This window comes from Bradyrhizobium canariense (assembly GCF_018130465.1).
Lineage (GTDB): Bacteria > Pseudomonadota > Alphaproteobacteria > Rhizobiales > Xanthobacteraceae > Bradyrhizobium > Bradyrhizobium canariense_C.
Map to the genome: position 1 here is coordinate 157648 of NZ_JAFCKJ010000011.1, position 20778 is coordinate 178425.

Sequence of the window (20778 nt, forward strand, 5' to 3'; positions counted from 1 at the left end):
GCGGGGGTCACCGATCCATGTGACCAGAGCCGAATGTGACCAAAATTGCGTGACCTTGGCCCTGGGACGCACGTTCGCGTGAGAACCTGGCCACGGTCGCGGTCCGTGGCCACGATACGGCCATACTAGCGGCGTCTTGGGGCGCTCTTGACCGGTCACTTGGCCGATTTGGGGCGTGCGGAGGGGATCGCCCGGCCCGAATCCTTGCGGTGAAGCGCCAAAAGCGGCATTGTCCGACCCGACGGTTCCGGGTCACCATGCCACCGGCCGCGTTCGCATGCGATACGGTCTTTGCTGCAAACCCAGGCACTACCAACTCAAGGCGAGCCCTGATGCTTTCAAATCGTTTCAACCGCTGGACTGTTGCCGCCATCGCCCTCATGGGCACAGCGATCGCGACGGTCCCCGGGGCGGTCCTGGCGCAGACGCCGGATCATCCTTCCGACACGGCGGCGCAGTTTCCGACCCGAAACGATCTGAAGGCGCTGACCACCTCCGGCAGCTATCTCGCGGCCCGCCACGCCAGCGTCGAGCGCGATGCGACCTCCGCCGCCGCGTTCTATCGCTCGGCCCTGCGCACCGACCCCAAGAACAACGAGCTGCTCGACCGCGCCTTCATCTCCTCGGTTGCCGACGGTGACATCGACGAAGCCGTCAAGCTCGCCGAGCGCATCCTGACCATCGACAAGACCAACCGCGTTGCGCGCCTCGTCGTCGGCGTGCACGATCTCAAGTTCAAGAAGTACGCGACCGCGCAGACCAACATCAACCAGTCGATCCGCGGTCCGATCACCGATCTCGTCGCCACGCTGCTGTCGGGCTGGGCCGCCTATGGTGCGGGCGACGCCAAGGGCGGTGTCGCCACCATCGACAAGCTGGCCGGTCCGGAATGGTATCCGCTGTTCAAGGACCTCCACGCCGGCATGATCCTCGAGCTCTCCGGCAAGGAGAAGGACGCGGGTACCCGGTTCGAGCGCGCCTACAAGCTCGACGATTCCATGCTGCGCGTCACCGAGGCCTATGCGCGCTGGCTGTCGCGCAACAAGGACTCGGCCGCCGCGACCACCGTCTACCAGGCTTTCGACAAGAAGCTCGCCCGCCACCCGTTGATCGTGGAAGGGCTGCGCGACACCAAGGCCGGCAAGAAGATGCCGCCGCTGGTCGATAGCGCGCAAGCCGGCGCCGCCGAAGCGCTCTACGGCATCGGCGCCACGCTGACCCGCCGCGGTGGCGAGGATCTGGCGCTGGTCTATCTCCAGCTCTCGCTCTACCTCCAGCCAACCCATCCCCTGGCGCTGCTCTCGCTCGCCGATCTCTATGAATCGGTGAAGCGGCCGCAGATGGCGATCAAGGTCTATGAGCGGGTGCCGTCGTCCTCGCCGCTCAAGCGCAACGCCCAGATTCAGCTCGCCATCGATCTGGATTCCGCCGACCGCACCGACGAGGCGATCAAGATCCTCAAGGGCGTCACCACTGAGGATTCCAAGGATCTCGAAGCCATCATGGCGCTCGGCAACATCGAGCGCGGCCGCAAGAAGTTTGGCGAATGCGGCGCGACCTATTCGCAAGGCGTCGACGTGCTGCCGGCCGGCAACGACAAGGCCAACAGCGTCTGGTACTATTATCGCGGCATCTGCGAGGAGCGCTCCAAGCAGTGGAGCAAGGCCGAAGCCGACATGAAGAAGGCGCTCGAGCTGCAGCCCGACCAGCCGCACGTCCTCAACTATCTCGGCTATTCCTGGATCGACCAGGGCGTCAATCTCGACGAGGGCATGAAGATGATCAAGCGGGCGGTCGAGCAGCGCCCGGACGACGGCTACATCGTCGACTCCCTTGGCTGGGCCTATTACCGCATCGGCAATTACGAGGACGCGGTGAAGAACCTCGAGCGCGCCATTGACCTCAAGCCCGAGGATCCCACCATCAACGATCACCTTGGCGACGCCTATTGGCGCGTCGGCCGCACGCTGGAAGCCAAGTTCCAGTGGGCCCACGCCCGCGATCTCAAGCCCGAAGCGGATGAGCTTCCGAAGATCGAGGCCAAGATTGCAAATGGTATGACCGACGACAATTCGAACTCCTCGGCTGCGCAGGCGGAGAAGGAGAAGAAGAAGGACGACGGCAAGGGCGGCTGAGTGAGTTGAAGTTGGGGGCGTGTCGTCAATGCCGGCGTTGATTGAAGAAGGGCGCGCGAAGGTCAATCTGAGCCTTCGCGTGGTAGGCCGTCGTGCCGACGGCTATCATGATCTCGAAAGCGTGGTCGCCTTTGCCGACTGCGCCGATCGGCTCACGCTGGAGCCCGGCGGCGAGCTGAAGCTCACCACGACGGGGCCGCTCGCGGCGGCCTGCGGCGATATGGCCGACAACCTCGTGTTCAAGGCGGCCACGCTCCTGGCCGAAGCCGTGCCGAACCTGAAGCTGGGCGCCTTCGCGCTCGACAAGGTGCTTCCCGTCGCGGCCGGCATCGGCGGCGGCTCGGCCGACGCCGCGGCGGCGCTGCGGTTGCTGGCGCGTCTCAATAATTTGTCGCTCGACGAGCCGCGGCTGCAGAAGGTTGCGCTTGCGACCGGCGCCGACGTGCCGGTGTGTCTGTTCTCGCGTGCCTGCGACATGACCGGCGTCGGCGAGCAGCTGCTGCCCCTGATGCTGCCGAGCATGCCCTGCGTGATGGTCAACCCGCGCGTGCCGGTCGCGACCAAGGATGTGTTCCAGGCGCTGGGCTTGCGCAACGGCGAACTCCTGGTCGGCGCCACCTCCGTCCTCAATGCCCCGGCCTGGCCGGACGAGGGCGCCTCCATTGCCGATTGGGTCGACACTCTCGAGACCGTCGCCAACGATCTCGAAGCCCCCGCGATGCGCATCGAGCCGGTGATCGGCGACGTGCTGGAAGCCTTGCGTGGCTCCGCCGGGGTCAAGCTCGCCCGCATGTCCGGCTCGGGTGCGACGTGCTTTGCGATCTATAGTGCGTCTGCCGAGGCGCATGCCGCCGCCGAGAAGATCCGCAGGGATCATTCCGGCTGGTGGGTGCACGCGGGGACGCTTAGCTAGGTATTTCCCCGACGACGGTGCCGTAGCCCGGATGGAGCGAAGCGCAATCCGGGATGGTTCGGCTGCGGCGGTCCCGGATTACGCTACGCTCCATCCGGGCTACAGCCGTTGAGCTAGCCGCCGCTTTCCTCGGCCAGCCCTAGAAACTTCCGGATCTCACCCAACACCTCCTGCGGCTTGTCATGCTGCAGCCAGTGTCCAGCCCCGGCGATGGTCTCGACGCGCGCCTGCGGAAAGTAGCGCTCCAGGCCCGCGGCCCTGGCGCCAGCCAGAAAGCTTTCCCCGGCATTCAAGAGCAGCGTCGGACAGGCGATGCGCGACCACAGCGCGATGTGATCGTCCGGCCAGAGCCGGTGCGGCGCAGAGGCGCGCTGGTAGGGGTCGAACTTCCAGCTATAGGTGCCGTCCTCGTTCTGCCGCGCGCCGTGGGTGGCGAGATGCAGCGCGAGGTCGCGGGACAGCCGCTTGTTGTGAAGCACCATCTGCGCCGCCGCGTCTTCGAGGGTCGAATAGCGGCGGGGTGCGCGGTCGTGCAGCTTGTCCAGCTGACCGACCCATTTGCCGATGCGCTCATGCACCGGCGGTTTTGGTGCATCCGGCAGCATCGTCACGCCGTCGAGCACGACCAGCTTCGAGACCTGTTCGGGGAATGACCCTGTAAAGATCAGGCTGACCATGCCGCCCATGGAATGGCCGATGAGAGTCACTTGAGGCGCTGCGATGGCACGGACGAGCTGGGCGAGATCGTACACATACTCCGTCAGCGCGTAGCTGCCGCCCGTGGTCCAGTCGGAATCGCCGTGACCGCGCAGGTCGGGTGCGAGCACGTGAAAATGCGGCTGTAGTGACCGGGCGATGACGTCCCAGCTCCGGCAGTGATCGCGGCCGCCGTGAACCAGGATCGCCACGGGCGCGCCGTCATTGCCCCAGTCGGCATAGTGCAGCCGCAGGCCGTGAGACTCGTAAGTGCGGCTTTGCGGGGCGAGCATGGTGGAGCTATCCATTCACGGGTCGCCGCGCCAGTGCGAGCGACAGGCCGAGCCCTGCGAAGAAGACGCCGGAGCCCTGGGTGAGACGTCGCATCAGATCCGGCCTTCCGATCAACTGCGTGCGTGTCGCGGAGGCCATCAGCACCACACCGATATCGGCGAGCGTGTTCAGCGTCACCGAGATCGCACCCAGCATCATGAACTGCAGCGTCGGGTTCGATCCCGCCGGGTCGAGGAACTGCGGAATGAAGGCGAGGAAGAATGCGGCGGTCTTCGGGTTCAGCGCCTCGACCAGCACGCCGTCGCGAAAGGCGCGTTTGTCGCCGACGGGCTCGCTGTCGAATGACAGCGCGCGGCTGGCGCTGCGAAACGTCCTGATGCCGAGCCAGACCAGATAGAGCGCCCCGACAAATTTCACGGCGGCAAACAGCTCGGCGCTGGCAAGGATGATCGCGGAGATGCCAAGGCTGCCCGCGACCACGTGAACCAGCCCGCCGAGCGTGGTGCCGGCGGTCGATGCAAAACCGCTGGCGCGCCCTTCCGACAAGGTCCGTGCCGCGACGTAGAAAATGCCGGGGCCGGGAACGGCGGCAATGAGGAAAGCTGCGGCCAGGAATAGCCAGAAATTCGTTTCGATCATCCTGTTTTCGTAGCGCAGCTTGCCGCGATTGCAAGCCCTCTTGCCTAGCCGATCCGGCGGAAGATCACGCTGGCATTCACGCCGCCGAAGCCGAATCCGTTGGAGATGGCGTTGAGCATCGGCGTCGGCCGGGCCGCGCCGGCGACGATGTCGATGCCGTCCGCGCCCGGATCGGGGTTTTCGAGATTGAGGGTCGGCGGCGCGATCTGGTCGCGCAGGGCGAGGATGGTGAAGATCGCCTCCAGGCCGCCGGCGGCGCCGAGAAGATGGCCGGTGGCCGATTTGGTCGCGCTCACGGCGATGCCGCGGCTACGGCCGAACAGCGCGGCAATCGCGCCAAGTTCGCTCTCGTCGCCCGCAGGCGTCGACGTCGCATGCGCGTTCAGGTGCTGCAAATCCGCGGGTGCAAGCTGCGCCTGCCGGAGCGCGATCTCCATGGCGCGCCGGGCCCCGTCGCCATCAGGCGGACCTGATGTCATGTGATAGGCGTCCGCGGTCGTGCCGTATCCGACGATCTCCGCGATCGGCGTCGCGCCGCGCGCCAACGCATGCTCCAGCTCCTCGATCACCAGGATGCCGGCGCCTTCGCCCATGACAAAACCGTCGCGGTCGCGATCGAACGGGCGCGAGGCCCGCGCGTCATTGAACCCGCTCGACAGTGCGCGGGCCGCAGCAAAGCCGCCGAGGCTGACGATGTCGATGCAGGCTTCCGTCCCACCGCAGATCGCCACGTCAGTCTCGTCCGCGCGGATCATGCGCGCGGCATCGCCGATCGCCTGAACGCCGGCGGCGCACGCCGTGACAGGTGTGCCCAGCGCTCCCTTGTAGCCGTATTTGATCGAGACGTGGCCGGCGGCGAGATTGGCGAGGAAGGAGGGGATCGTGAACGGCGACAGCCGGCGCGGGCCGCGCTGTTCGGTGATGCGTACCGCCTCCGCCATCGCCGGAAAACCGCCGACGCCGGAGGCGATGATCGTCGCAGTCCTCTCCAAAGCCGCCGCGTCCTGCGGCGTCCATCCGGCCTGCGCAACCGCTTCTGCGGTGGCGAGCAGCGCGAACAGGATGAAGCGGTCCATCTTGCGTTGGTCTTTTGGCGCGGCGGCCTGAGCAGGATCGAAGCCGCCGTCCGCGTCATCCGCCTTGTCGGGCACGAGGCCGGCGATGCGCGCGGGCAGCGCCTGCGACCATTCCGGCAGCGGGCGCAGCCCGCTTTGACCGGCAAGCAGCCGGCGCCAGGACAGTTCGACACCGCAACCAAGCGGCGACACCGCGCCCATTCCCGTCACGACGATACGACGCATGTCAGTCTCCCACCGGCGCGACGGCCGGGTTCATGGCCCTGAGCGAAGCCAGCCGCCGGCGCATCCCGCGGCTGGCGCGGGGACCTGCGATGATGATCGCATTGGCGAGCGTGATCGGCTGCATGTCGGCAGCGTCGACCACGACCGGATCGAACGGGCGAACATCGTCGCGGTTCGCCAGCAGGATGGATTCGCCCTTCGGCGCGAGATGCTTGTTGCCCCAGGCGAGCAGTGCGACGATCACGGGAAAGAAATCCCGCGCCTTGTCCGTCAGCACATATTCGTAGCGCGGCGGCCGTTCGTGATAGCGGCGGCGAACGAACATGCCGCTCTCGGTGAGATGGGCAAGACGCCGCGACAGGATGTTCGGCGCGATCCCGAGGCTTTGCGAAAATTCGTCGAACTTCGTTGCGCCCTGGAAGGCATCCCGCAGGATCAAAATGCTCCACCATTCGCCGACCGTCTCCACGGCGCGGCCAACCGGACATTCCAGGATGGAAGGGGATTTGGGCTGCATGAGGGGAAGGTAGGGAAGTAACTTGCAAAATGCAAGTAACTAGGAGGTAGCTTGCTCGCACGAAAGGACGAGTGGCGGGACCGCAAAACTGTCTCTGTGATCTGAATGAGTTGGCGAGCGACGCCCGCGCTCCTTGCTCCGTCATTGCGAGCGCAGCGAAGCAATCCAGAATCTTTCCGCGGAGGGGCTCTGGATTGCTTCGCTGCGTTCGCAATGACGATGTTGATGCGGTGCGCACACTGCTTCCCCACCGTCGTCCCGGCGTAGGCCGGGACCCATAACCACAAGGAGTAGTTTGGCGAAGACTGGTGGCGAAGATGCCCTCGCGCGGTACGAACACCGCGCGCAGACCGACAGATCACGCGGTATGGGTCCCGGCCTCCGCCGGGACGACACCGAGATCAGGGCGGCCAGGGTGCCGTAGTGCGAGACCTAATGCGACCGTGCCAGACAGAACGCCACGACCTGCTCCAGCGCGCTCTTCATCGGCGATGCGGGGAACAGCGCCAGCGCGTCCACCGCCATGGCGCCGTAATGGTGGGCGCGGCTGATTGTGTCCTCGAGCGCGCGGTGCTTGTTCATCAGGCCGAGGGCGTGATCGAGATCGCTGTCGCCGATCTCGCCGCGCTCGAGTGCCCGGATCCAGAAGGCGCGCTCGGTGTCGTTGCCGCGGCGGAAGGCGAGCACGACGGGTAGCGTGATCTTGCCTTCCCGGAAATCGTCGCCGGTGTTCTTGCCGAGCTTGGCGCTCTTGCCGCCATAGTCGAGCACGTCGTCGACGAGCTGGAAGGCGATGCCGAGATTCATGCCGACCGAGCGGCAGGCGGTCTGCTCCGCCTTCGGGCGGTTGGCGATCACGGGTCCCACCTCGCAGGCGGCCGCGAACAGCTCGGCGGTCTTGCCGCGGATCACGGCGAGATATTCGTCCTCGGTGGTGGCGGTGTTTTTGGCGGCGGCAAGCTGCATCACCTCGCCCTCGGCGATGGTCGCGGCGGCCGCGGAGAGAATGTCGAGTGCACGGAGCGAGCCGACTTCCACCATCATGCGGAAGGCCTGGCCGAGCAGGAAGTCGCCGACCAGCACGCTCGCCTCATTGCCCCAGAGCATGCGCGCCGACAGCTTGCCGCGGCGCATCTCGCTCTCGTCGACGACGTCGTCATGGAGCAGGGTGGCGGTATGCATGAACTCGACGCTTGCCGCGAGCTTGATATGGCCGTCGCCGGTGTAGCCGGCGAGGTTGGCCATGGCCAGCGTCAGCATAGGGCGCAGGCGCTTGCCCCCGGAGGAGATCAAATGGTTGGCGACCTCCGGGATCATGGTTACGTCCGAACCGGTCCGCGACAGGATCGTGGCGTTGACGCGCTCCATGTCACCGGCGACAAGGGCAACCAGCTCTTCGATCGACGCGCCGGGAGTTTCGAAAGGTACGATGACGGCCACGCCGGTCTCCAATATTTGCCCCGGAAGGGCTATTCTGATGGAAAGACAATAGAAACTGGACGGGGATGCGGCAAGGGCCGTGGAACCATGACATTTGCCGCTTAACCCCCGTCAGGCAGGAGGCCTGTGTTTTGCGAGAACTGGTTCGGACCAACGATATGGTGCTGGTGTCGGCGATCGGCGCGCTGCTCGACGGCGCCAACATCCATCATCTGGTGCTGGACCAGAACATGAGCATCATCGAGGGCTCGCTCGGCATTTTGCCGCGGCGGATCCTGGTCCATGAGGACGACGCCCTCGAGGCCCGGCAGCTTCTGACCGAGGCCGGCCTCAGCCACGAACTGCGCGGCGATGAGTGAAGCGCTGGCAGACCTCACCGAGGACGCCTTTCTCGGCGGGCAATTGCGGCTGAAGCAGAAGCGGTCCGGCCATCGCGCCGGGCACGACGCCATTTTGCTCGCGGCGGCGACGGAGGCGAGGGCGGGCGACCGCGTCGTCGATCTCGGCGCCGGCATCGGCACGGCCGGCCTTGCGTTGGCTCGGCGCGTTGCCGGTATCAGGCTCGGCCTGGTCGAGATCGATCCGGAGCTGGCGGAGCTTGCGCGCGCCAATGCGGCAGCGAACGCGATTGCCGCCGAGACGATCGTGCTCGACGTCACCGCTGACGCGCAGGCCTTCGCGGCGAGCGGGCTCGCACCCGACAGCGTCGACGTGGTGCTGATGAACCCGCCCTTCAACGATCCCGCTCGCCATCGCGGCTCGCCCGATCAGGCGCGCCGGATCGCGCATGTGGCGACCGAGGAGACGTTGAATGCGTGGGTGCATGCGGCGCGGCGCATCCTCCGATCGGATGGCGCGCTGACCCTGATCTGGCGCGCAGATGGGATCGCCGAAGTTTTGGCAGCGCTGTCACGCGGCTTCGGGAGTCTTGCGATCCTGCCGCTGCATGGCGAGGCGGCACGGCCCGCGATCCGCGTGTTGGTGCGCGCCGTCAAGGGTGGCCGGGCTCCGACGCGCGTGCTGCCTGGCCTCATGCTCAACGACGGGCCAGGCGTGCCGAACAACGAGGTGAGGGATATTCTGGAGGGAAGGGCGGTGTTGCCGCTGGTGGAGCCGTGACGGTCTACTGGGGAAGCGATTCCGACTGCTGCTCTTGCGGAGTCGTCAGGCGGATCGCCATGAACAGCGCACCGACCAGCAGCATCAGCAGATAGATTTTCATGGTGTTCTCCGCTGGCCCATTGCAGCCTCCCAACGGAGTTTCTGCAAAACACGTTCCGGGCACTTCCAATGACAGTCGCGTGATAAGAAATGGTTAATCAGAGGTAACGGCATGGCCGAACAATTGAACGATCGTGAGAGTTCCGGCCTGGCCGACAAGCTCATGCAATATCTGCCGGCGCGCTTCCGTCCCGGCACGGCCGTGGTGCCGGTGGTCCGGCTGTCCGGCGTGATCGGCGCGGTGACGCCGCTGCGCCCGGGTATGACGCTCGCGACCGTTTCGCGGGTGCTGGAGCGGGCGTTTTCGATGCGCAACGCCAAGGCGGTGGCGCTGGTGATCAACTCGCCCGGCGGCTCGCCGGTGCAGTCGCGCCAGATCTACCTGCGAATCAAGCAGCTCGCGGCGGAGAAGAAGCTGCCGGTGCTGGTGTTCGTCGAGGACGTCGCGGCCTCCGGCGGCTACATGATCGCCTGCGCCGGCGACGAGATCATCTGCGATCCGTCCTCGATCCTCGGCTCGATCGGCGTGGTCGGCGGCAGTTTTGGCTTCCAGGAGGCGATCAAGCGGCTCGGCATTGAGCGGCGTCTCTACACCGCCGGCGCGCACAAGGCGATGCTCGACCCGTTCCTGCCCGAAAACCCTGACGACGTCGCCAAGCTCAAGGCGATCCAGCGCGAGATCCACCAGATCTTCATCGCGCTGGTGAAGGAGAGCCGCGGCGCGCGGCTGAAGGGCTCCGACGACACCCTGTTCACGGGCGAATACTGGGCTGGCGAAAGCGGGATCGCGCTGGGGCTCGCCGACAGCATCGGCGATCTCCGCTCAACTCTTCGTGCCCGCTACGGCGAGAAGGTTCTCACCCCCGTGATTGCCCAGCCGACCGGTCTGCTCTCCGGCCTTTTGGGCCGGAAATCGCCCGGCGCGGGGCAGCTTTCGGCCATGGAATCAATGGCCGGCCTGCCGGACGAGCTGATCTCGGCGGTCGAGACGCGGGCGATCTGGGCGAAATTCGGGTTCTAGGTCGAGCCCTGCCGCGCCATTTGGCCCCAAGGAGACTTGAAGTCGAGCCAATTGCGGCGCGGCCCGGTCTGCGCAAGAATGCGCGTGGGGGCTGAGCACTAGACAAGGATCGACCGATGCCGCCGTTCGTCGCATTCGCGGGCGTCCTGGGCGGGCTTGCCGTGGTCCGCTGGGCCTACAAGACCGCTGTCAGGATCAACCAGGAGCTGGAGGAGATGCGCCTCTCGCGCGTCGCCGAGGCCGCCCATATGGGGGCCGTCCAGACGCTGAAGCAGGACCCCGTGACCGGAGCCTATCGGCCGGGCTAGCTGCTGCGCTTCTTCAACACGCCGTCATTCCGGGGCGCCCGAAGGGCGAACTAGGGTGCGCAGTTGCGCACCTGAGAATCTCGAGATTCCGGGTTCGATGCTGCGCATCGCCCCGGAATGACGGCCCTTCCACCCCCTTCACCTTGATTCCCACCCCTGCCGTCGATACGGTCCCGCGCGATTCAAACCCCCGCGAGAGCCTGATCTGACGATGGACGCCTCCTTGCCCGCCCATATGCGCCCGGAACGCTCGTTCCAGGGTTTTATCCTCGCGCTCCAGCGGTTCTGGGCCGAGCAGGGCTGCGTGATCCTGCAGCCCTACGACATGGAGATGGGTGCGGGTACCTTCCATCCGGCGACCACGCTACGCGCACTCGGGCCGAAGCCCTGGAACGCGGCCTATGTGCAGCCCTCGCGCCGGCCCAAGGACGGCCGCTACGGCGAGAATCCGAACAGGATGCAGCACTACTACCAGTTCCAGGTGATCATGAAGCCGTCGCCGCCGAACCTTCAGGAGCTGTACCTGAAGTCGCTGGCCGCGATCGGCATCGATTCCGCCGTGCACGACATTCGCTTCGTCGAGGACGACTGGGAGAGCCCGACGCTGGGCGCCTGGGGCCTCGGCTGGGAGTGCTGGTGCGACGGCATGGAAGTCAGCCAGTTCACCTATTTCCAGCAGGTCGCGGGTGTCGAATGCGCGCCGGTCGCGGGCGAGCTCACCTACGGGCTCGAGCGGCTCGCGATGTACGTGCAGGGCGTCGATCGCGTCTACGACCTCAATTTCAACGGCCGCGACGGTGACGCCAAGGTCACCTATGGCGACGTCTTCCTGCAGGCCGAGCGGGAATATTCGAAGCACAATTTCGAAGTTGCCGACACCGCGATGCTGTTCGAGCAGTTCAAGATGGCGGAAGCCGCCTGCAGGAAATATCTGGACGCGGGTTGGAAGGATAGCAAGCGCGAGGCGCATCTGATGTCGCTGCCGGCCTATGACCAGTGCATCAAGGCGAGCCACGTCTTCAACCTGCTCGACGCGCGCGGCGTGATCTCGGTGACGGAGCGGCAGAGCTACATTCTTCGCGTGCGCGAACTGGCAAAGGCTTGCGGCGAGGCCTGGATACACACCGAAGCCGGTGGAGCGGCCTGATGCCCGATCTTTTGCTGGAACTGTTCTCCGAAGAAATCCCCGCGCGCATGCAGGCCAAGGCGGCGGACGATCTGCGCCGCATGGTCACCGACAAGCTCGTCGCCGAAGGACTCGTCTACGAAGGCGCAAAGGCGTTCGCGACGCCGCGCCGCCTTGCGCTGACCGTGCACGGCATCCCCGCGCGCCAGCCCGATCTGAAGACCGAACGCCGCGGCCCAAAAATCGGCGCGGCCGATGCGGCCGTGCAGGGATTCCTGAAAGCGACGGGTTTGACGTCGCTGGATGAGGCCAAGATCCAGCGCGACCCCAAGGGCGACTTCTACATCGCGCTGATCGAGAAGCCCGGCCGCGATGCGATCGACGTGCTCGCGGAAATCCTGCCCGTGATCATCCGTACCTTCCCCTGGCCGAAATCGATGCGCTGGGGCGCGCGCTCCGGAAAACCGGGATCGCTGAGCTGGGTGCGCCCGCTGCACGCGATCACCGCGACGTTCGGGCCCGAGACCGAAGAGCCCGATGTCGTAAAATTCTCGGTGGATGGCATCGAGACCGGCCAGACCACCTACGGCCATCGCTTCATGGCACCTGGCGCGATTTCCGTGCGCCGCTTCGAGGACTACGAAGCGAAGCTGAAGGCGGCCAAGGTCATCCTCGATCCGCAGGCGCGCAAGGACATCATCTTTGCCGACGCCAAGCAGCTGACGTTCGCGCAAGGGTTCGAACTGGTCGAGGACCAGGCGCTGCTGGACGAGGTGTCCGGCCTGGTCGAATGGCCGGTCGTCATGATGGGATCGTTCGAAGCGGAATATCTCGCGATCCCGGAAGAAGTGATCCGCGCCACCATCCGCAACAACCAGAAATGCTTCGTCGTCAGGGATTCCAAGACCGGCAAGCTGACCAACAAATTCGTCCTCACTGCCAACATCGAGGCACCGGACGGCGGCAAGACCATCGTCGCCGGCAACGAGCGCGTGATCCGGCCGCGCTTGTCGGATGCGAAGTTCTTCTATGAGACGGACCTGAAGACTAGGCTCGAGGATCGCCTGCCGAAGTTCGAGCAGATCGTGTTCCACGAGAAGCTCGGCACCCAGGCCGCGCGCATCAAGCGGATCGAGCGTCTGGCCGCCGAGATCGCGCCGCTGGTCGGTGCCGATGTCGCCAAGGCGACGCGCGCCGCGCACCTGGCCAAGGCGGATTTGCTGACGGAAGTCGTCGGCGAATTTCCCGAGGTGCAGGGCCTGATGGGAAAGTACTACGCGCTGGCCCAAGGCGAGGACGCCTCCGTCGCCGCCGCCTGCGAGGAGCACTACAAGCCGCAAGGCCCCGCTGATCGTGTGCCGACCGATCCGGTCAGTGTTGCGGTGGCGCTCGCCGACAAGCTCGACACGCTCGTTGGCTTTTGGGCCATCGATGAGAAGCCGACCGGAAGCAAGGACCCGTATGCGCTGCGCCGTGCGGCGCTGGGTGTCATCAGGCTGATCGCCGAGAACGCACTGCGTCTGTCGCTCATGAAGATGGCAGCGTCAGCACTCGCCGGCTTGTCCTTGAAGCCTGCCGATGCGCAGAAGCTTCCGAGCGACCTGCTCGCTTTCTTCGCCGACCGCCTGAAAGTCCAACTCCGCGAGCAGGGCGCGCGGCATGATCTCGTCGACGCCGTGTTCGCGCTCGGCGGTCAGGACGATCTCTTGATGATCGTTCGTCGCGTCGAGGCGCTCGGCAAATTCCTGGAGTCCGACGACGGCAAGAACCTGCTCGCCGGCATCAAGCGCGCCAGCAACATCCTCGGCATCGAGGAGAAGAAGGACAAGCGCAGCTTCGACGGCGCGCCGGATGCTGCGTTCTATGGCCTCGCCGAAGAGAAGGCGCTGGCGAAGGCGATCGGCGAGGTAACGGCGGAAGCAAGCGCTGCGGTCGCCAAGGAAGACTTTGCCGCCGCGATGAGCGCGATGGCAAAGCTGCGTCCGCCGGTCGATGCGTTCTTCGAGAAGGTGCGCGTCAACGACGACGATGCGAAGGTGCGCGAGAACCGCCTGAAGCTGCTCAACGAGATCCGCAGCGCCACGCGTGCGGTGGCGGATTTCTCGAAGATCCAGGATTGAACGCTCTCGTGCCCCGGACGCAGTGCAGCGCTTCTTAGCGGTGCGCTGCAGAGCCGGGGCCCATGCCGCCGCAAAAACGATTCTGGGTCCCGGCTCTGCGCCGCAACGCCACGCGTTGCGTCGCGTCGGGGACACGAGAGCACGCACACACTGCACAAAAGCCCCGCCCGGCGGGGGGAGAACCGGGCGGGGCCTGATGTCCGACTACGCGATGCGCGCCAGCCTGATTTGACGCGCCGGACATCTAGTCGATCCTTGAAAGCGCTAGTCCATCACCTCGACGATGCGCCGCGAGCGCGGCTCGACCAGCACGGTCTCGCCGTTCACGACGGTGTAGCGATAGGTGGTGGCGCCGAAACGTTGCGGCACGTCATAATAGGTGACGCCGCTTTCGGGTAAGGTGGCACCGACCACCACGCGATCCGGGATACGGAAAGCCGGCACGCGTTGTTCGACGACATAGTCGCGGAAAGCCGGCCGCTGTTCGACCGCAATGGTCGGGCTGCTGTCGACGACGACGGGCGCACGTCCCACCGTGACGCCGCTTTGCGCCTGCGCCGCAAGGGGCGAGCCGATCGCGGCCGCGAGCGCTGCAAGAGCAAGGATCCTGTTCCGCATGGGCAACTCCTTCGAGAAGGTTTTCGGGAAGCGCCAATGGCGCGACCGGTTGCCAATGCATGCGTCTTCGCGATGTTCCGGAAAACGCCTGCCGCATTCGCGGCATTTTCGGGCAGTTTTCGCGAAGCCGGGAACTCGTGCGTCCCCAGTGCGTCTCTACCCGCGGAACCCAGTCCGCTATGATCCCGCCGCGATTCGCCCCCACCCCACGGAAAGAAAGTTCATGCACATCACCGTCGCTCACATCTCGCCGATCCTGTCGCTGCTAGCGGGTGTGCTCATTCTGATCATGCCGCGCCTCCTCAACCTGATCGTCGCGATTTTTCTCATCATAAATGGTGCGATCGGGCTCGGATTGTTGAAGTGGCTCCATCTCTAGGCCTTCATTCTCCGGAACTCTTCGACTTGCGCCGACCTGCCCAAAGTGGTGTAAGGCGCGCAATTACCCATTCCTCTCGCAGGTTGTGTGCAAGCTATGGCCAAAGCCGCCTCGAAAATACCAGCGAAATCAAAGTCCTCCGCCAAGGCGAAAGCCGCGCCGGCAGCTCGCAAGGCCCTTGCCAAGAGCGCCCCGAAGCCGGCGGTCAAGGCCGCTGCCAAGGTCGCTGCGAAAGCCGCTGCCAAGCCGGCTGTGAAGCCTGCCGCCAAGGCCGTTTCAAAGGCACCGACCAAGCCGGTTGCGCCGAAGGCCGCCGTGAAGCCGGCACCGAGCAAGGCTGCGCCAACCAAGGTCGCGCCTGTTACGGCCAAGGCCGGCAAGTGGGTGTTCACGTTCGGCGACGGCAAGGCCGAGGGCAAAGCGGAGATGCGCGACCTGCTCGGCGGCAAGGGCGCCAACCTCGCCGAGATGGCCAATCTCGGCCTGCCGGTGCCTCCGGGCTTCACCATCCCGACCTCGGTCTGCACCTATTTCTACGCGCACGACAAATCCTACCCGAAGGAATTGCAGTCGCAGGTTGAGAAGGCGCTCGACCATGTCGGCAAGTTGACCGGCAAGATCTTTGGCGATTCCAGGAACCCGCTGCTCGTCTCCGTGCGCTCCGGCGGCCGCGCCTCGATGCCGGGCATGATGGACACGGTGCTCAATCTCGGCCTCAACGACGAGACCGTGGAAGCGCTGTCGGAACTGTCGGGCGATCGCCGCTTCGCCTATGACAGCTATCGCCGCTTCATCACCATGTATTCGGATGTGGTGCTCGGCTTCGAGCATCATCATTTCGAGGAAATCCTCGACACCTTCAAGGACAGCCAGGGCTACACGCTCGACACCGATCTCACCGCCGACGACTGGGTCGATCTGGTCGGCAAGTACAAGGACGCGGTCGCGCGCGAAACCGGCAAGGATTTTCCGCAGAATCCGCACGACCAGCTCTGGGGCGCGATTGGCGCGGTGTTTTCATCCTGGATGAACGCGCGCGCGGTGACCTATCGCAGGCTGCACGACATTCCGGAATCCTGGGGCACGGCGGTCAACGTGCAGGCCATGGTGTTCGGCAACATGGGCGAGACCTCGGCGACCGGCGTTGCCTTCACGCGCAATCCCTCGACCGGCGAGAGCAAGCTCTACGGTGAGTTCCTGATCAACGCGCAAGGCGAGGACGTGGTCGCGGGCATCCGCACGCCGCAGGACATCACCGAGGAAGCGCGGAAGGACTCGGGCTCCGACAAGGCGTCGATGGAAGCGGCGATGCCGGAGGCCTTCAAGGAGCTGACGCGGATCTACACGCTGCTCGAGAAGCACTACCGCGACATGCAGGACATGGAGTTCACAGTCGAGCAGGGCAAGCTCTGGATGCTCCAGACCCGCGGCGGTAAGCGCACCGCGAAAGCGGCGCTGCGCATCGCGGTCGAACTCGCCAATGAGGGCCTGATCACCAAGAAGGAAGCGGTGACGCGGATCGACCCCGCCTCGCTCGACCAGCTGCTGCATCCGACCATCGACCCCAACGCCAAGCGCGACGTGATCGCGACCGGCCTGCCGGCCTCGCCGGGTGCGGCCTCCGGCGAGATCGTGTTCTCCTCGGACGAAGCGGCCAAGCTTCAGGCCGACGGTCGCAAGGTGATTCTGGTCCGGATCGAGACCAGCCCCGAAGACATCCACGGCATGCACGCCGCCGAAGGCATTTTGACCACCCGCGGCGGCATGACCTCGCATGCTGCGGTGGTCGCGCGCGGCATGGGCAAGCCCTGCGTCTCCGGCTGCGGCACCATCCGCGTCGATTACGGCCGCGGCACCATGAGCATCGGCTCGCGCACCTTCAAGACCGGCGACGTCATCACCATCGACGGCTCGCTCGGCCAGGTGCTCGCCGGCCGCATGCCGATGATCGAGCCCGAGTTGTCCGGCGAGTTCGGCACGCTGATGACGTGGGCCGACCAGGTCCGCAAGATCGGCGTGCGCGTCAACGCGGACACGCCGGAGGACGCGCACACCGCGATCAAGTTCGGCGCGGAAGGCATCGGCCTCTGCCGTACCGAGCACATGTTCTTCGAGGAGACGCGCATCCGCACGGTGCGCGAGATGATCCTCTCCGAGGACGAGCAGTCGCGCCGCGCCGCGCTGGCAAAACTGCTGCCGATGCAGCGCGCCGACTTCGTCGAGCTGTTCGAGATCATGAAGGGCCTGCCCGTCACGATCCGTTTGCTCGATCCGCCGCTGCACGAGTTCCTGCCGCACACCCATGCCGAGGTCGAGGAAGTGGCGCGCGCCATGAACACCGACCCGCGGCGTCTGGCCGACCGCGCGCGCGAGCTGTCGGAGTTCAATCCGATGCTCGGCTTCCGCGGCTGCCGTATCGCGATCGCCTATCCCGAAATCGCCGAGATGCAGGCGCGCGCGATCTTCGAAGCCGCGGTCGAGGCCGAGAAGCGCACCGGCAAGGCCGTCGGCCTCGAGGTGATGGTGCCGCTGATCGCCACCAAGATGGAGCTCGACCTCGTCAAGGCGCGGATTGATGCCACCGCGAAGGCGGTGATGCGCGACACCAACACCAAGCTTACCTATCAGGTCGGCACCATGATTGAGCTGCCGCGCGCCTGCCTGCTCGCGGCCGAGATTGCAGAGAGTGCCGAGTTCTTCTCGTTCGGTACCAACGACCTCACGCAGACGACGTACGGCATCAGCCGTGACGATGCCGCGAGCTTCCTCGGGACCTACGTGTCCAAGGGCATCCTGCCGATCGATCCCTTCGTCGCGCTCGACCAGGAAGGCGTCGGCGAGCTCGTCAAGATCGGCGTCGCACGCGGGCGCAAGACGCGTGCCTCGCTCAAGGTCGGCATCTGCGGCGAGCACGGCGGCGATCCCGCCTCCGTCGCCTTCTGCCACAATATCGGGCTCGACTACGTGTCGTGCTCGCCCTACCGCGTGCCGATCGCGCGCCTGGCAGCGGCGCAGGCCGCGCTCGGCAAGGCCGTGGCGAGCCAGGCGTAAGCGACGAGTTGAAATGTTGAGAGCGAAAGAGGCGGGGCAAAACCCCGCCTCTTTTCATTTGGGGCGACGCTCTTTCCACACCGTCATGGCTTCGCCGCGCTCGCAATGACGAGATCGTTGCACGCGATCACCACACACTCACTGTCATCGCCCGGCTTGACCGGGCGATCCAGTGCGCCGAGACAGCAATGATAGAAGCAAGAAGCCGCGGCGCACGAGATGCCCCGATCAAGTCGGGGCATGACAGCGGTGATGTGGAAGCGCATCGCGCAACACCGGGAACTCATCGCCCGTCCCGTAATGATACGTGGGCGCAAGAGTTCCTTCACCATTCGCGTTGACCAATTGTTTACCCCGTCGCGTCAGGGCGCATTTACCAACGCGCATCATCACCCCGTGAAAACACCTGCGATTGCTTGCGTGTGCCGCATGCGCAACGCCGATTAACGCCCCGGCAACCTAAATTAGATACTCACGATAAAGATCGAATTGCACGGATGCACTGCGGCTCGATTTTTCTAGCGTAAGCGTAGCGTGAGCGTATCGATGTTTTTGTTGCGTAACCATCCGAAGGGCGCGCGGTTCGCGTCCTTCGGCATCGGTCTCTGCATCTTCGCATTGATGCCGAGAGAGACCGGCTATCAGGACATTGCCTCGCTGCTGGCGCGCCAACCCGGCGTCGCGGAGCGCTGGCAGAAGCAGGTGTTCTCTGCTGCGTCCTCCATACAGCTCGCCACCTACAGTTTTTCCCGGCCGATCGGCACTTCGGCTCCGCAGAGCGCGATGGTTCGCCTCGCGAGCCTCGACGGCCGCGACGTCACGGGCGCGATCAGCCGCAATCCGGCGCTTCAGGCGCCGCCGCGCTACCAGGCCGCCGATTTTCCCAAGGTCGATCGCTCCATGAAGGGTGATCGCCTCGCAACGATCACACCGCCGCAGGCTCCCGAAGCGGGCGCGCCGACGGCAGCGCCCGCGCAGGAAGATCCCGCGACGTCGAACAGCTCGGTGTTCGGCGCCAAGACCGTCGCGCTGCCACAGGCGATGTCGCCGGAGTCCGCGGCCGCGCTCGATCCCGAACTCGCGGAAGCGCTGCGCGCGCCGCCGCTGCCGCAATACACCAATGCGCCACAAGCCAGTGATGCTGCGCGCTCGCTCGCGCTCCAACCGCTCGAAGCGCTGAAGCAGGCGACCATTCCGGCTGCACCGCCGCGCGATCCATTCCGCGTCAAGACCTCGAACCTGTTCTTCGGCAGCTCCTCGCTCGGCGGCAATGTCGAGAGCATCGAGAGCTGGCAGCCCGGTGCCGAGCCGCTGATCGTGATGCCCGACCCCGACATGAAGGTGACGGCCTCGCTGTCGCCGCCGACGGAAGAGATTGCGAAGGATATCGAGAGCGGCGAGAGCGTCGCGCCGAAGGGCGAAGTCAACGTCGACAACCAGCGCGCCAGATCGCCGGCGGAGCGGCTCGCACTCGACGACAAGTCGCGCGCGAAGTCTGAAAAATGCCTCGCAGAAGCCGTCTATTTCGAGTCCCGCGGCGAGGCCGTGCGCGGACAGATGGCGGTTGCGCAGGTGGTGATGAACCGCGTGTTCTCCGGCAAATATCCGGACACCGTGTGCGGCGCGGTCTATCAGAACAAGCACCGCCATCTCGCCTGCCAGTTCACCTTCGCCTGCGACAACAATGCCGACGTGATCCGCGAGCCCGAGATGTGGGAGCGTGCGAAAAAGATTTCGAAGGCCATGCTCGACGGCCAGATCTGGCTGCCCGAGGTCGGCAAGTCCACGCACTACCACGCCTACTGGGTACGCCCGTCCTGGGTCGCCGAGATGAAGAAGATGTACAAGACCGGCGTGCACACCTTCTATCGCCCGCGCGCCTGGGGCGACGGCAGCGAGGAGCCGAGCTGGGGCACCCCGGCGCAGACCGCCGCGCTCTCCGCCGAGCTCACCCAGGAAGCCAAGAGCTCCGCCGAGATGGGCGCGACCGAGCGGCGGTAGTCGTTCACAAGAGTTCGTCATGCCCGGGCTTGTCCCGGGCATCCACGTTCTTTGCACCGAGTTGCAAGGCGTGGATGGCCGGGACAAGCCCGGCCATGACGGAGAGGGAAGCCCTCCTCACGCCTCGATATCCAGCGCGCAGTCGAAATTCGGCGCCGAATGCGTCAGCGCGCCGGATGAGGCGTAGTCGACACCGGTCGCCGCGATGGCTGCGATCGAGTCCAGGGTGACACCGCCAGATGCCTCCAGTTTGAGGCGTCCCGCGTTGAGCCCCACGGCTTCGCGCAACGTCGCAATGTCCATGTTGTCGAGCAGCACGGCGTCGGCAAGGCCGGTGTCGAGCACCTCGCGCAACTGCGGGAGCGTGTCGACCTCGATCTCGATCTTGACCAGATGGCCGGCATGGGCGCGGGCGCGCTCCAGAACGGGGCGGATGCCGCCGGCGACCGCAATGTGGTTGTCCTTGATCAGGATCGCGTCGTCGAGGCCGAAGCGGTGATTGAAGCCGCCGCCGCAGCGTACCGCGTATTTCTCCAACGCGCGCAGCCCTGGCGTGGTTTTTCGCGTGCAGCAGATCCGCATCCTGGTGCCTTCGGTGCGCGCAACGTAGTCCGCCGTGAGCGTCGCAACGCCCGACAGGCGGCCGACGAAATTCAGCGCGGTCCGCTCCGCCGTGAGAATGGCGCGTGCCGGCCCCGAGATCGTCAGCACCTGCTGCCCGCGGGTGACGCGCGCGGCGTCGCGAACATGTGCGCGTATCTCGATGTCGGGCGAAAGCTTTTGCAGGGTGGCGAGCGCCAGCGGCAAGCCGGCGATCACGCCGGACTGCCGTGCGACCAGGATCGCTTGCGCCTTCGTTGCTTCGGGAATCGTCGCAAGCGAGGTGATGTCGCCGGCGCGGCCGAGATCCTCATCGAGCGCACGCAGCACGGCCTCGTCGACCGCGAGCGGGGAGAGAAAGGCGTCGGGATAGAGCAGAGAGATCGGGGTGATCATGG

19 protein-coding genes are annotated in these 20778 nt (G+C 65.5%); 12 read left to right on the forward strand and 7 right to left on the reverse strand.

All coding sequences use genetic code 11. The annotated features are described in order from the left end of the window. Positions 1-332 precede the first annotated feature (332 nt). Together JQ591_RS26140 and JQ591_RS26145 are read left to right on the forward strand one after the other, a co-directional pair. Entirely contained in the window at positions 333-2135 is a 1803-nt protein-coding gene (locus JQ591_RS26140) for a tetratricopeptide repeat protein (protein ID WP_211398883.1), read from the forward strand. Positions 2136-2163: 28 nt separating this feature from the next. Then, positions 2164-3048: a 4-(cytidine 5'-diphospho)-2-C-methyl-D-erythritol kinase gene (locus tag JQ591_RS26145; RefSeq protein WP_211398884.1), complete on the forward strand. Its 885-nt coding sequence runs from the start codon at positions 2164-2166 to the stop codon at positions 3046-3048. A 113-nt stretch (positions 3049-3161) separates the two neighbouring features. Here JQ591_RS26145 and JQ591_RS26150 read toward each other — a convergent pair whose 3' ends face one another. The 5 genes from JQ591_RS26150 to JQ591_RS26170 form a co-directional block, all read right to left on the reverse strand. Next, positions 3162-4037, reverse strand: coding sequence for an alpha/beta fold hydrolase (locus tag JQ591_RS26150; RefSeq protein ID WP_211398941.1), 876 nt, complete (start codon positions 4035-4037; stop codon positions 3162-3164). Between the two features lie 7 nt (positions 4038-4044). After that, on the reverse strand, positions 4045-4677 hold the full coding sequence (locus JQ591_RS26155; protein ID WP_211398885.1) for a LysE family translocator: 633 nt from the start codon (positions 4675-4677) through the stop codon (positions 4045-4047). A 44-nt stretch (positions 4678-4721) separates the two neighbouring features. Then, on the reverse strand, positions 4722-5978 hold the full coding sequence (gene fabF, locus JQ591_RS26160; RefSeq protein WP_211398886.1) for a beta-ketoacyl-ACP synthase II: 1257 nt from the start codon (positions 5976-5978) through the stop codon (positions 4722-4724). Between the two features lies 1 nt (position 5979). Then, the gene (locus tag JQ591_RS26165; RefSeq protein ID WP_211398887.1) at positions 5980-6495 is read right to left on the reverse strand and encodes a winged helix-turn-helix transcriptional regulator; all 516 of its coding nucleotides are present in this window, start codon (positions 6493-6495) and stop codon (positions 5980-5982) included. Between the two features lie 432 nt (positions 6496-6927). Continuing rightward, entirely contained in the window at positions 6928-7935 is a 1008-nt protein-coding gene (locus tag JQ591_RS26170; protein WP_211398888.1) for a polyprenyl synthetase family protein, read from the reverse strand. A gap of 131 nt (positions 7936-8066) precedes the next feature. Here JQ591_RS26170 and JQ591_RS26175 point away from each other — a divergent pair, with 131 nt between their 5' ends. The 6 genes from JQ591_RS26175 (at position 8067) to glyS (ending at position 13731) form a co-directional block, all read left to right on the forward strand. Then, positions 8067-8294: a DUF2007 domain-containing protein gene (locus JQ591_RS26175; protein ID WP_007594964.1), complete on the forward strand. Its 228-nt coding sequence runs from the start codon at positions 8067-8069 to the stop codon at positions 8292-8294. Next, the gene (locus tag JQ591_RS26180) at positions 8287-9054 is read left to right on the forward strand and encodes a tRNA1(Val) (adenine(37)-N6)-methyltransferase (RefSeq protein WP_211398889.1); all 768 of its coding nucleotides are present in this window, start codon (positions 8287-8289) and stop codon (positions 9052-9054) included. The genes JQ591_RS26175 and JQ591_RS26180 overlap by 8 nt, the downstream gene beginning before the upstream one ends. 214 nt (positions 9055-9268) lie before the next feature. Continuing rightward, on the forward strand, positions 9269-10177 hold the full coding sequence (locus JQ591_RS26185) for a S49 family peptidase (RefSeq protein ID WP_211398890.1): 909 nt from the start codon (positions 9269-9271) through the stop codon (positions 10175-10177). Positions 10178-10293: 116 nt separating this feature from the next. After that, positions 10294-10485 (forward strand): hypothetical protein, encoded by a 192-nt coding sequence (locus tag JQ591_RS26190; RefSeq protein WP_085352613.1) that lies wholly within the window; start codon positions 10294-10296, stop codon positions 10483-10485. Positions 10486-10696: 211 nt separating this feature from the next. Further along, positions 10697-11632, forward strand: coding sequence for a glycine--tRNA ligase subunit alpha (locus tag JQ591_RS26195; RefSeq protein ID WP_211398891.1), 936 nt, complete (start codon positions 10697-10699; stop codon positions 11630-11632). Further along, positions 11632-13731, forward strand: a complete 2100-nt coding sequence (glyS, locus tag JQ591_RS26200; RefSeq protein WP_211398892.1) for a glycine--tRNA ligase subunit beta — start codon at positions 11632-11634, stop codon at positions 13729-13731. Before JQ591_RS26195 ends, glyS begins: the two co-directional genes overlap by 1 nt. 264 nt (positions 13732-13995) lie before the next feature. Here glyS and JQ591_RS26205 read toward each other — a convergent pair whose 3' ends face one another. Next, a complete protein-coding gene (locus JQ591_RS26205) occupies positions 13996-14349 on the reverse strand; it encodes a DUF1236 domain-containing protein (protein WP_211398893.1) in 354 nt (117 codons plus the stop codon). A gap of 223 nt (positions 14350-14572) precedes the next feature. Between JQ591_RS26205 and JQ591_RS26210 the strand changes: the two genes are divergently transcribed. From JQ591_RS26210 to JQ591_RS26225, 4 genes are all read left to right on the forward strand, one after another. Further along, entirely contained in the window at positions 14573-14728 is a 156-nt protein-coding gene (locus JQ591_RS26210) for a DUF3096 domain-containing protein (RefSeq protein WP_007594951.1), read from the forward strand. 96 nt (positions 14729-14824) lie between these two features. Continuing rightward, a complete protein-coding gene (gene ppdK / locus JQ591_RS26215; protein ID WP_211398894.1) occupies positions 14825-17779 on the forward strand; it encodes a pyruvate, phosphate dikinase in 2955 nt (984 codons plus the stop codon). 240 nt (positions 17780-18019) lie between these two features. Then, positions 18020-18226 (forward strand): hypothetical protein, encoded by a 207-nt coding sequence (locus JQ591_RS26220; RefSeq protein ID WP_211398895.1) that lies wholly within the window; start codon positions 18020-18022, stop codon positions 18224-18226. A gap of 99 nt (positions 18227-18325) precedes the next feature. Continuing rightward, entirely contained in the window at positions 18326-19780 is a 1455-nt protein-coding gene (locus JQ591_RS26225) for a cell wall hydrolase (RefSeq protein WP_211398896.1), read from the forward strand. Positions 19781-19897: 117 nt separating this feature from the next. Here the strand turns inward: JQ591_RS26225 and nadC are convergent, their stop codons facing one another. Continuing rightward, positions 19898-20776 (reverse strand): carboxylating nicotinate-nucleotide diphosphorylase, encoded by an 879-nt coding sequence (gene nadC, locus JQ591_RS26230; RefSeq protein WP_211398897.1) that lies wholly within the window; start codon positions 20774-20776, stop codon positions 19898-19900. Positions 20777-20778 lie beyond the last annotated feature (2 nt).